This is a genomic window from Leptospiraceae bacterium (genome assembly GCA_016708435.1).
In the GTDB taxonomy this organism is placed as follows: domain Bacteria; phylum Spirochaetota; class Leptospiria; order Leptospirales; family Leptospiraceae; genus UBA2033.
The window spans coordinates 73,052-85,277 of sequence record JADJFV010000005.1; the positions used below are offsets into that span (position 1 = coordinate 73,052).

The 12,226-nt window shown below is 36.2% G+C and carries 11 protein-coding genes; 4 read left to right on the forward strand and 7 right to left on the reverse strand.

Annotated elements, in window-relative coordinates; all coding sequences use genetic code 11:
- The first annotated feature begins 289 nt into the window (after positions 1 to 289).
- A complete protein-coding gene (locus IPH52_10335) occupies positions 290 to 2,467 on the forward strand; it encodes a glutamine synthetase III (protein ID MBK7055436.1) in 2,178 nt (725 codons plus the stop codon).
- Between the two features lie 83 nt (positions 2,468 to 2,550).
- Here the strand turns inward: IPH52_10335 and IPH52_10340 are convergent, their stop codons facing one another.
- Complete coding sequence (locus tag IPH52_10340; GenBank protein ID MBK7055437.1) at positions 2,551 to 3,258, reverse strand: FecR domain-containing protein; 708 nt, start codon at positions 3,256 to 3,258, stop codon at positions 2,551 to 2,553.
- 115 nt (positions 3,259 to 3,373) lie between these two features.
- Between IPH52_10340 and IPH52_10345 the strand changes: the two genes are divergently transcribed.
- Positions 3,374 to 4,648 carry an SH3 domain-containing protein gene (locus IPH52_10345; protein MBK7055438.1) on the forward strand — a complete coding sequence of 425 codons (1,275 nt, stop codon included), beginning with the start codon at positions 3,374 to 3,376 and terminating at the stop codon, positions 4,646 to 4,648.
- A gap of 78 nt (positions 4,649 to 4,726) precedes the next feature.
- Positions 4,727 to 5,764, forward strand: coding sequence for a DUF4325 domain-containing protein (locus IPH52_10350; GenBank protein ID MBK7055439.1), 1,038 nt, complete (start codon positions 4,727 to 4,729; stop codon positions 5,762 to 5,764).
- Between the two features lie 30 nt (positions 5,765 to 5,794).
- Here IPH52_10350 and IPH52_10355 read toward each other — a convergent pair whose 3' ends face one another.
- From IPH52_10355 to IPH52_10365, 3 genes are all read right to left on the reverse strand, one after another.
- Positions 5,795 to 6,565, reverse strand: coding sequence for an enoyl-CoA hydratase/isomerase family protein (locus IPH52_10355; protein MBK7055440.1), 771 nt, complete (start codon positions 6,563 to 6,565; stop codon positions 5,795 to 5,797).
- A 40-nt stretch (positions 6,566 to 6,605) separates the two neighbouring features.
- Positions 6,606 to 7,907 (reverse strand): serine/threonine-protein phosphatase, encoded by a 1,302-nt coding sequence (locus IPH52_10360; protein MBK7055441.1) that lies wholly within the window; start codon positions 7,905 to 7,907, stop codon positions 6,606 to 6,608.
- Positions 7,908 to 7,983: 76 nt separating this feature from the next.
- Entirely contained in the window at positions 7,984 to 8,322 is a 339-nt protein-coding gene (locus IPH52_10365; protein ID MBK7055442.1) for a hypothetical protein, read from the reverse strand.
- A 71-nt stretch (positions 8,323 to 8,393) separates the two neighbouring features.
- Here IPH52_10365 and IPH52_10370 point away from each other — a divergent pair, with 71 nt between their 5' ends.
- Positions 8,394 to 9,311, forward strand: coding sequence for a tyrosine-type recombinase/integrase (locus IPH52_10370; GenBank protein MBK7055443.1), 918 nt, complete (start codon positions 8,394 to 8,396; stop codon positions 9,309 to 9,311).
- A gap of 13 nt (positions 9,312 to 9,324) precedes the next feature.
- Here IPH52_10370 and IPH52_10375 read toward each other — a convergent pair whose 3' ends face one another.
- The 3 genes from IPH52_10375 to IPH52_10385 are packed head-to-tail and all read right to left on the reverse strand — an operon-like array spanning position 9,325 to position 12,143.
- A complete protein-coding gene (locus tag IPH52_10375) occupies positions 9,325 to 10,779 on the reverse strand; it encodes a PAS domain S-box protein (GenBank protein ID MBK7055444.1) in 1,455 nt (484 codons plus the stop codon).
- Positions 10,739 to 11,197 carry a response regulator gene (locus IPH52_10380; protein ID MBK7055445.1) on the reverse strand — a complete coding sequence of 153 codons (459 nt, stop codon included), beginning with the start codon at positions 11,195 to 11,197 and terminating at the stop codon, positions 10,739 to 10,741. Before IPH52_10380 ends, IPH52_10375 begins: the two co-directional genes overlap by 41 nt.
- Positions 11,190 to 12,143, reverse strand: a complete 954-nt coding sequence (locus tag IPH52_10385; GenBank protein MBK7055446.1) for a HAMP domain-containing protein — start codon at positions 12,141 to 12,143, stop codon at positions 11,190 to 11,192. Before IPH52_10385 ends, IPH52_10380 begins: the two co-directional genes overlap by 8 nt.
- Between the last annotated feature and the right edge of the window lie 83 nt (positions 12,144 to 12,226).

Below are 12,226 nucleotides of genomic sequence, written 5' to 3' on the forward strand. Positions count from 1 at the left end.
TAAATTAGAATTTGGTCGCGACCAAATTAAAAAATGGCCGTTTCTAAATTACAAAATGGTCGCGATCATTTACAAAATTGGCCGTTTCCAAATTTTTAAACCCCTCTGTGTCTTGGTGCCTCTGTGGCAAATGACCTAATCTTTTTAACCCTTGGCACAGAAATTGCTACAATATGAATGAGAATACAGCTATTTTGACTTTCAAATAGGAAAATATCATTTTCAAAATCAGAATGTTCTAAAATAGTGCAAAGTGTATCAACATATACGACAAGGTTAAGGAAAAATTATGAATAGTAGAACAGCCAGACAAGAAGCGATAGCTAGAATTACAGACTACATACCAGAGGATTCTGGTTATGATTTTATTGACACACCCGTGCCTGAACTATTCGGAAGCAAGGTTTTCAGCAACAAAGTGATGCAAGATCGTTTGCCTAAGAATGTGTATAAATCCCTCAAAAAGACAATCAATGAAGGAAAACCACTTGAACCAGAGGTAGCTGACGTTGTTGCAAATGCGATGAAAGATTGGGCACTTGAAAATGGAGCTACTCACTATAGCCATTGGTTTCACCCGCTAACAGGTTTAACCGCAGAAAAGCATGACTCCTTTATCAGCCCACAAGGCGTTGGGGAAGTTATCATGGAATTCAGTGGAAAAGAACTGATTAAGGGAGAGCCAGACGCTTCTTCTTTCCCATCCGGTGGAATTCGTGTTACATTTGAAGCAAGAGGTTATACCGCTTGGGATGCAACTTCACCAGCTTTTATCCGCGATACTACTCTTGTGATTCCGACAGCATTTTGCTCCTACACTGGCGAAGCACTTGATAAGAAAACTCCTCTCCTTCGTTCTATGGACGTTCTTTCCGAGCAAGCTCTTAGAGTTCTAAGACTTTTTGGAAATAAAACAGCTACTCGTGTTACTACTACTGTTGGTCCTGAACAAGAATACTTTTGTATTGATAAAAACTTCTTCAACTTAAGACAGGATTTAATGCTCACTGGACGCACATTGTTCGGCGCAAAACCTTCTAAAGGACAAGAATCCGAAGATCATTATTTTGGTTCAATCAAACCTAGAATCATGCAATTCATGATTGAGTTAGATGCAGAATTGTGGTTACTCGGTATTAATTCCAAGACTCGGCATAATGAAGTTGCTCCTTCTCAATATGAAATGGCTCCAGTGTTTACAACCACAAACATTGCGATGGATCACAACCAACTTATCATGGACACTCTTAAAAAAGTTGCCAACAAACACGGATTATCCTGCCTTCTCCATGAGAAACCTTTCAAAGGTGTAAATGGTTCAGGAAAACACAATAACTGGTCTATGTCATCTAACGATGGACAAAACCTACTTGAGCCCGGCGATAATCCACATGATAATGCTCAGTTTTTATTTTTCCTAGTCGCAACCATTATGGCTGTGGATAAGCATGGTGATCTTCTTAGAGTTGCTATTTCTAACGCTGGTAATGACCACCGTCTAGGTGCTAACGAAGCTCCTCCGGCAATCATTTCTATTTTCCTTGGAAGCCAACTTACAGACATCATAGATCAAATAGAAAAAGGTGCTGCAACTTCTTCTTCAGTAGGTGGTTTTATGGAGATAGGTGTTTCTACTCTTCCACCACTTCCTAGAGATACAACAGATAGAAATAGAACCTCTCCGTTTGCTTTCACTGGAAACAAATTTGAATTCCGCGCTGTTCCTTCTTCGCTTTCTCTTGGTTATCCAAATGCTTTCTTAAATACATTCGTTGCAGAAGCGTTAGATGAAATGGCTACTGCACTTGAAGCTGAAATCAAAGGTGGAGCAACTCTTGAAAAAGGGGTTCAAAAAGTTCTAACAGAAACGATTAAAAAACACAAGAAGATTATTTTTAACGGTGACAATTACACTGACGAATGGAAGAACGAAGCAGCTAAGCGTGGTTTGCCTAACTACAGAACATTAGTAGACGCACTGCCTTCTTTTATCAAGAAAGAGAATATTGCCGTATTTGAAAAATACAAAGTGTTTAGTGCTAGAGAAGTAGAAAGCCGTTATGCGATCATTCTAGAAGGTTACAACAAAGTAATCAACCAGGAAGGTCTTTGCACACTTGATATGGGGAAAACACAAATTCTTCCTGCTACACTTAGTTACCAAGGCGCACTTGCTAAAACTATTGCAGACACAAAAGCATTATTAGGCGAAGGTGCTGTAAAAGCTCAGTTAGAAACTTTAAAAGAAATTGCTGGACTTAATGAAAGCCTAAAATCTAATTTAGATGCATTGGAAAAAGCACTTGATCATGAAGATGCAGATGTGTTAAAACACGCAACTCATTTCAAAGACAGTGTGATTCCAAAGATGGGTGCAGTTCGCGAAGTCGCTGATAAATTGGAGACTCTCGTGGATTCTCAGTATTGGCCTCTACCAACTTATGCGGAGATGTTGTTTATCGCGTAATCGGTTAATGACTCTACTGTAGGTCGATTGTAAGGACTTGATTAATCAAGTCCTTACAATCTCTATACTACTAAGATTACTTTTTATTTCTCTACAAACTTCTTTGCTATCAACTCATTTACCTTCTTAGCATTCTCTGTATTCGGATTTTTTTTTTTACCAAGCGGGCTATCGTCTAGCATACTGTGGTTATGACTTTCATCTGATGTGACTCCTACCTTTTTAAAATCTTCCGGTGTTAATACGATTGTCTTTCCTGCTTTTGTTAGAACTAAATAATCACTATCATGGCTTCCTGAATAGTTAGAAGAGTTGTCTTTAAAGTCAACTGCTCCCTGGCAGTGGCAAACGCCTGTTATACCTGTTTCTTTTATTTCAAAAGAGTAAAGTTTTGTTCCTCTAATTCCGGCTACAGAAGTTGGCATTATGACTTGAAAGTTGGTGTCTTTGTTTATCTTCTTAGCGTCTAACCAGAAGTTACCGCTCTTAGAAATTAACTCTTGCTCTTTTGCATTGAATTTGCTAATTACAAATTCAGAGTTTTGTTGAATCTCAACAGAGCCTGCGTTTCCTTCGAATTCAACAATTGCGGCTGATTTAGCTCCCGTAAGAATAGAATCTCCTTCTCCTAAAGAGTCTCCTTTCTTTGCAACTGTCTTTGTTCCTTTCGTAATAATCGACACTTCACCAATTGCAAATTTCACTGATCCTTTTGCAGAAACTTTTGTCTCTGCTGGCTTACTACAAAAAGAAAATCCGAATGCTAATAAAATTAAAAGTATTTGTTTCATATTTGTCCTCTATTGTCATTTACTCGCTTTTGCTGGTAAGTGACAATTCATTTTAGTTAATTATGGATGGACTAAAGAACTTGACTTTCTGAATTATTTCGGATTTTTATTTCTTATGCGCGGTCTATTAATCCTTATTTCTATTATTCTGTTTTCCTGTAAATTCTTTGAGCAGGACGAAAAGAAAAACTTTACGCCTTTATCTGAATCGATGATTGTCTCGGAGCTAACGGGTATTAGCTTTTATCAGGAAAAAAACGATTCTTCTTCCATTGCAAAGATTCCCTATCGAACAACACTTACTATAACTCAGTTAGAAAATGGTGATACCTGGAGAAAGACAACCTATTCCGGGAAAACGGGTTGGATTTTATACAATGCAAATTTATTTTCAAACTACATGCCTGGACCGAAATACTTTCAAGTAGTTGCTAGGACTGGTCTTAATCTTCGAGACTCTCCAAGCTTAGAGTCCAAAGTTAAATTACTTCTGCCGGAAGAAGCGACAGGCGAAATACTAGAAGGCTTTGGATCCCCTATTCAAATTCAAGATAGATTGGGAATTTGGCTAAAGGTCAACTATGAAAAAAAGGAAGGATGGATTTTTTCTGGTTTTGTAAAAATTGTTGAATCTCTGGATGCTTTAAATGAAAAACAGCAAAGTGGATCTGATTATTATCTTTTACAGTATGATAAACCATTTCAATTAAAATCAATTGACTTCGATGAAAGCAATCCTGAATTAAAAAGAGCTAAGATTACGAAATACCAGCATAAGTATTATACAATCTTAGATGTAGATTATCAAGCTACGAAAGAAGAAGAAAATAATTGTAGGATTGAAACTTTCCATCGACTTATTTTTCAAAATAAATCTACAGGCAAATACTACGAAACCGATACCTATCATAGTGAATTTTTATCTACTTTAGACAATCCACTCCCCGATACAGTCTTATCAACCTGGTATGGATGTTGGTGTTGCTGTCCCTGGAGAGGGAGTAATCTTTATTTTCTTTTAGAAGATAAAATTCTAATGATTGGTTATGAAGCAGAAGAAGCTAAAGCATATTGTCTTCAGGCTAATGTCTATATATCGCAATCTGAATCTCAAAAGAAATATGACTTAGTTAATCGTAAACTTTATCTAAATATAAAATATCCGGATTGTGATAATATTCCGGAGGGTATAGAATCAGACTTAGAGGATACGAGAAACTGGACACCTACAAAATTCCCATCTAGTGTATTTGCTGTTCTTGATTTTAGTGGAGGGAAGTTAGTTATTAAAAGAACTTTGAATTCCGGAATTCCAAAAGAATATGAAGAAGCCTGGAAGAATGCAATTAATATTCCCGTTGTAACTCCAATGACAAAAGTTCCCTATTGAATGAATGAGTTAATCAGACTCTATAATTATATGTCAATATAGATTGACAAAAACGTCAATCTATATTGACATATAATTATGACTGAAATTACAGAGCAAACTGAAAGGATTCGAAATTTCATTTGTAAGAATTTGCACTTTAACTCGGCAAAGATTACAAATCTAGTCGTAGAGAAGTTTTCTATTTCAAGGCAGGCAGTGAATGTTCATTTAAAAAATCTTCTAAGAGAGAAAATAATTCAAGCTAAAGGAAAAGGAAAATCAATTCAGTATTCATTAAGACCAATCCTTGAAAAAACATTTGAAGAAAGAATTTTACAAAATTCAAATGAATACACTGTTCGGGATAATACAATAGAGCCTATTTTTGAAAAATTAAACTTACCAAAAAATATATATGATATCTGGATGTATGGTTTTTCTGAAATGGCAAATAATTTAATAGATCATTCTGGTTCTAAGAAAGCAGAAATTTCTATTTTAAACAATTTTCTTTATACAGAAATAAAAATTAAGGATAGTGGTATTGGAATTTTTAAAAACTTAGAAAAGAATTTTCAATTAAAAGAACCTCAATATGCTTTACTTGAATTGTTTAAAGGCAAACTGACATCAGATCCAGCACGGCATAGTGGGGAAGGAATTTTTTTTACTTCCAGAATGTTTGATTTTTTTCAAATTAGATCTGGCAATTATTCTTTTTCAAAAGAAATCTCTCCTGATTTTTGGAAAATAGAACCTCTTCTAAAAGAAATGAAGGGGACAGAAATTACACTTAGACTAAATAATCGCTCAGAGCGGCAAATCAATGATATTTTTTTTAAGTATGTAATCGGCGATGACTTTAAATTTGCAAAGACAGATGTTCGCATTCAACTTGCCGAATATGGTGATGAATACTTAGTTTCTCGTTCGCAGGCTAAGAGAATTTTACTCCGATTAGAGAAATTTACAGAGGTAATGTTTGATTTTAAGAATGTTGAAAATATCGGTCCTGCATTTGCTGATGAACTTTTTCGAGTTTCAAAAATTAAATATCCAAAGCTTAAAATTAATTATTGCAATGCTGGAAAATTAGTCGAGATTTTTATTAAAAAGGCACTCAATGCAGTGTAGTTACAATTCCTGCATTGAGTATTTTACAAATTAGAAATTAGGTTTTCTTTTTTCTAGAAACGCACTGAGTCCTTCTGCTGTTTCTTTGTCGTTAAAGATATGACCAAATGCCTTTTGTTCTAGTTTCATTCCTTCGTCTTGTGTTGATTCGAGACCTTCCCACACAACACGCTTTGCTTCTCTAACTGCATGACCACCGCGAGAACAAATAGAAGTTGCAATTGCATTTGCTGTTGTCAATAGATCAGCAGGCTCTACTAGTTTATTGACTAGACCGATTCGGTAAGCTTCTTCTGCTGTAATCATATCTGCAGTGAATATTATTTCTTTTGCAAGTCCTGCTCCAATTAATCTAGGAAGACGTTGTGTTCCACCAAAGCCAGGAATCAGTCCGAGACCAACTTCGGGTAATCCCAATTTTGCGTTCTTGGAGGCAACACGAATATCGCATGCAAGTGCAAGCTCTAATCCACCACCGAGCGCAAAGCCATTGATAGCCGCTATGACTACTAAAGAAGATCTTTCGATTCTTGTAAATACTACCTGACCGACTCCGCCGAACTCATAGCCTTTTTCGTAGTCATATGTTTTCATTGCTGCAATGTCTGCTCCGGCTACGAATGCTTTGCCAGCACCAGTGAGAATTACGACTCGGTTTGATTTATCACTTTCTAGATGCGCGATACAAGATTCTAATTCAAGTAGCAAATCTCTATTTAGCGCATTTAGTGCTTCGGGGCGTGAAATTTCGACTGTAACAATTTTATCTTGCTTGTTTACTTTTAAATGTTTGTAATCCATTTTATTTTCCTCTTTTTTGATTTGTATTTTATTATAAAGTCTATTCAATTTCGAAGGCGAGAAACATAGCATCATCGGTAAATTCTGATTTGCCGTAAAAAGAAACTATTTTTGAAATGACAGAATCTTTAAATGCTTTTAAATTCGTTTCCTTTCTATATTGATTGAGTATTTGAAGTAGTCCTGTAGACTCTAAGAGTTCTTCCTTTGCATTTATATTTTCTATGAGTCCATCTGTATAAATAAAGAAGCGATCGCCTGATTCATATTTGAATTCGAGAGTCTCTGCAACTGGATCATGTAAACCAAATCCAAGTAGAGTTCCAAATGTTTCAATTTCTCGAAATTCTTCTCCTTTCTTTGCATAGATGAAATAAGGATGGCCTGCATTTCCTAATAGAAATGTTTTGGTTTGAAAGTTAATAAATATATAAAGAGCTGTTGCATGGTGGCTTTTAAATTCTCCAGATATTTTTTGATCTATATATCCGAGAAGTCCAGTGGGATCTAGCTTTAAGTAATAGGGTAGTGTAGATACCATTACTTTTAGCATGGCAGCCACCATCGCAGAGGAGTATCCATGTCCCGCAACATCGGTAATAAAAATTCCAACATTGCCTTCTCTCAACTGTATAAAGTCATAGAAGTCGCCGCCTATTTGGTTATGAGACTGTCTAAATATTTCAAACTTTAAGCCTTTAATAGAAGTAATCTTAGGAAAAAGAGATTCTTGCACTGTTCTTGCTAGCGCCATATCACGGTTAATCGCCATTTTATCTTGTAATAGATCCGCGTAATAACTAATAGCCGCAATTCTTGATTTATTAATATAATATCCTAGAAATGTGCAGTAAGCAATAAACAGATAAGGAATTAAAAACTTATAAGTGAGTTCTAAATCAGCCAAATCTGGAATGGTAAAAGCAATTACGGTATAAAAAATAAAAGAAAAGAAAGATGCTAATAGATACGCATATTTATGAACTCGCATAGATTCATGAATAATAGTGAATGCGATTGCTACGTAGTAGAGTTGCCAATTTAAAAAAGCATTTGCTTCTTGTTTTGAAATGGATGAGAAGATGGATGTAAAAAAGCAAATTAGAGAAAAACTCGCTAGATGATTTATTAGAGTTATCTTTTTATCTGGTCTCTTTTGTAAGATAGATAGCAGACGAAAAAAAGAAAAAAGAAGTCCGGATACAACGATCAAGAAATTTAAATCTATTTTAAAAATAAGAAAGATGCTATAAACAGACCACTGAGTATAAAAAGAGAATAGACTAAAGCGTTTTTCTGATTCTAATTCTTCTTGTAGTTGGATTGTCGATTTGCTAGACATAAAAGGCTTGTTATAATAGCAGTTTCTTCACTGTTTCATTCCTAGGGATTCTGGCAAGCAATTTGATTAAAAAGACTTAATCTTTACCAAGAAGTCTATAAGAAGTAACCTCTGATCCCTTTAGGAAAAGCTTTACTTCTAAACCTTGGTCTAGATGTTTATCAAGAATATTTGCAGTAGTCTGAGCAGTCTTTGCATCTTGGTAGCGTAGAAAAAAAAAGTAAGAGGTGCTTTTAAAGTTATACGGGAATCGATCTGATACGATAAGGCTCACACGGTAATGGTCAGGTCTTACTTCCATTACAATATGGCTGATATGCTTTCGGTTCACGATTCTTTCAAAAAGAGAAAGTCCCCATGGGTTTGTCTCAGCTAGAAGGGTAAAACTGACGATGAGATAGAGTAGGACTTTCATAGATAAACAATGAATCTTCATGAATAAAAATGGAAAGTCGATTTTCTTTTAGCGAATAATTTTTTTAAAATATGAACTCTACTGCAATTTCAAATCTTCAACAAAATGGAACTTACTTTTTAAAGCCAGTAGGCAATATTACTTTAGACGCTCATATTGGACAATTTAATCTATGGGCGAAAGAATACAATGTGGATAATTTCGGTAATCCGCTTGTTGTCTCTACCTCTACGATTAAAGATTTCTTCGATCATCTTCTTACTGATAAAAATAAATACGGCAGAAAGAATCGAGCCTCGACACTGCACGGCTATAAATCAGCTATTAAGAAGTCAGTCTCTAAAACTTTTAAGATGAGTATGGAAGAAAAAGTTGCCTTCGAATTATTCTTTCGAAAGATAAAATTACCAAAAGCTATTCGCTCTATTAAAGCAATGACAATTGACGAATTACAGGCGTTAATCGATGAATCAGATATTCGAACTAGCCTCATGATTCGATTCCTCGTTATATCGGGGCTTCGCATTTCGGAGATGATAAATATACGCCTATCAGATGTTTTACCGTCCGATGATAAAACAGATTTTAATATCTATGTCATTGGCAAAGGAAACAAAGAAGGAATCGTGAGTGGTATCCCCAAGCTTTTAATTTCAGAAATACAAACTGTATTTCAAGGAAAAGAATACTTATTCGAAAGAAATAAAAAACCGAAGCGAGCAAATGAGAATAAAGAAGAAGTAATGAAATATACAAGAAGGCAGATGTATGTTCTCATCGAAAAAGCAGGGCTTTCTATTTTGGGCAAGCGTATTAATCCGCATATGACAAGACATACTTGCGGTCGTATTTTGATGGATAGATTAAAGGATGTGAACAAAGTCCAAGATAGACTCAGGCATTCTTCTGTTCGAACTACCATCGAAAACTATCTTACAACTAAGATTACAAACAAGGATGTAAAGGAAGCGTTTGATGGGATTCTATAGAAGTTGTTTTAACTTATTTTTTAAATTCGAGAGTGATTTTTGTTCCATTCTCGCGATCTATTTGCAATATTCCTTTAAGCTGTTTTGTTAGCATTTCAACAAGTGTCAGTCCAAAGCCAGTTGAGTTTTCAAAACTTACGGTTTCTGGTAATCCGTTTCCATCGTCTTGAATGATTAAAAAAATAAATTGCTGATCATTGTCTGAAATTGTTTTTAAGCCTACCTCAATCTTGATGAATCCCTTTTCTCTGTCTTTAAATGCATATTTCATAATGTTAGTAAGAAGCTCGTTTATAATTATACTGAATGGTTGTAGTCGCTTAGTATCTAAAACGAAATCATCAATCGCTTCTTCAATCTTGACGATTCCACTGTTCGGAAAATTACTGATGATTTGATTAATCAATGCAGGTAGATAACTTTTAATGGAAATATTACTAAAGATGCCGGTCTGATACAATTTATCATACAATACCATCATACTCTGGACACGACTTCCTGCATCTTTGAGTGCTTCGATAGCACTAGGCTCTGTAACTGTTTGCATTTGGAGAACGAGAAAAGCGTTCAAAGTGCTCATATTATTTTTTATACGATGGTGCACTTCTCTTAATATGATTTCTTTTTCAGCTAGAAGGGCATTGATTTTTTCTTCGGCTTTCTTGCTTTCGGTAATGTCTCTTGTTACAGCCAAATGCACTGTCTTTCCGTTTTCTATCATAGGAACTGCGTGAGTTTCTAGCCAGCGACGACCGCCCTTTAGACCTATCATCTCAAATTTTAGCTGAACCGACTCACCTGCAATTACTCGCTCATGCATCTCTTTGAATGCCTTGCGATATTCGGGAGCTATTAAATTTAGCACGGGTTGATTTGCTACCTGCTCGATTGAATCTGCTTCGATCATAGACAATCCGGCTGGGTTCATTTGAATTAATTTTCCTTTAGCATCTACTATTTTAATGCACTCAGGCTCATTTTCTAGGATAGTGCGCAGGTGGGATTCACTTTCTATTAGTTTAGCTTCTGCCAGTCTTCTCCCTTTCTGTTCATGGATCTCGTCAAGAGCACGTCTGATAGCTAGGGGAAGTCTTGTAAGTCTATCTTTCATTACATAATCGGTAGCACCATGCTTAAGAAGTTCAACTGCTTCTTCTCCACTTATGGCACCGGAAACACAAATGAAAGGGGTGTTCGGACTCTTGGACTGTGCTGATAAAAGCGCGACGGATGCATCGAATCCGGGAAGGCGATAGTCGGCAAGAATAATGTCATATTCACCTTTTTCGAGGTAAGCAAGAAAATCTGCTTTATTGGCAGCCAAGTCGATCTCTAAAACCTCTCCAAGGTCAAGAAGATTCTCTCGAATCAGTTCTGCATCAAGAGGGGAATCCTCAAGATGCAGAATACGCAAAGGTGTTTTTTCTTCATTTCCCATGGTTGAATACGCGGTCAGGAGGGAGTTCATTTAGCATTGCCCAAAAGATTCCTAGATTTTTGACCGCATCAATGAATTGGGCAAATTTAACTGGTTTTACTACATAGGCATTCGTTCCCAATTCGTAGGTTCGGATTAAATCTTGCTCTTCTCTAGAAGAGGTCAGCATAACAACTGGAATCATGCAAAGGTTTGCATCTTTTCGAATCGCTCTTAATACTTCGATTCCGTCCATTCTTGGCATCTTTATATCCAGAATTGCTACAGAAGGATTTCCCGGTTCCCGAGATGCATACTTTCCTTCACGACGCAAATACTCTAAAGCTTCCACCCCATCCCGAACAACGATAATTCGATTTGCAAGTTTACTATCAGCAAATGCTTCTAAAGTCAGTTCGATATCATTCGGGTTGTCTTCAGCCAATAAAATTTGTTTTATTTCAGACATTTCTTATTCCTTCCTTTAATTTTGGCAAAGCAAAGTAGAAGGATGCTCCTTTATTCACTTCTGCTTCTGCCCAGATTCTACCACCATGACGGACTATTATGCGTTTTATAGTCGCAAGTCCGATTCCTGTTCCTTCAAATTCGTCCGTAAGATGCATTCTCTGAAACACTCCGAAAAGTTTGCTTGCATATTGCATGTCAAACCCGACTCCATTATCCTTGACAAGGAAAGTAACTTCATTTTTTTCCTCTTGAGAAGATATTTCAATTCTTGGAAAATCGGTTTTATGAGAATACTTTAAAGCATTTTCGATCAGGTTTGCCCACACTTGACGGAGTAGTGTATAATCTCCGTAAACGTTTGGAATTTTCCCAATTACCCATTCAATATTTGGATTTGAACTATTTTTTCTTTGTATTTCCAATACTTCTTTTAGAGCTTTTTCCATATCTACGACTTCTAAATGTAACTCCGCTCTTCCCGTTCGCGAGAATTGAAGCAAAGTATCTATTAGCACGCCCATTTGCCTTGCTGAGCTTGCTATTGTTTCAACATAGTGGAGTCCTTTCTCTGATAGACCATCTTTGCAACGACTGACTAGTAATTCCACATAGCCATCTATATGCCGTAAAGGTGCTCGAAGATCATGCGAGATAGTGTAGGAAAAGGACTCTAGTTCTAAATTGGCTGACTTCAATTGTGCAGTGCGCTCCATTACTCTTTGTTCTAGTTCCTCGTTTAAGCGATGGATTTCTTCTGCTGCTAGTTTTTGTTCTTCAATATCTGATTGGATTTTAGCTGTGAGAGCGTTAAATGTATTCGAAAGCATTCCAAATTCATTTTTGGATTTATATTGACTGCGCGCATTCAAATCACCTTCTCGAAATTGCACAGCGACTCTATTTAATTCAACCAAGGGCTCTTTTATGTTTTTTAAAAGAATCATACTTATAGCAACTACAAACAAAAGAATAAATCCTATGAAAAAAAACAATGAATACATCAGCCTATCCCGTTTCTGCTCAGCGT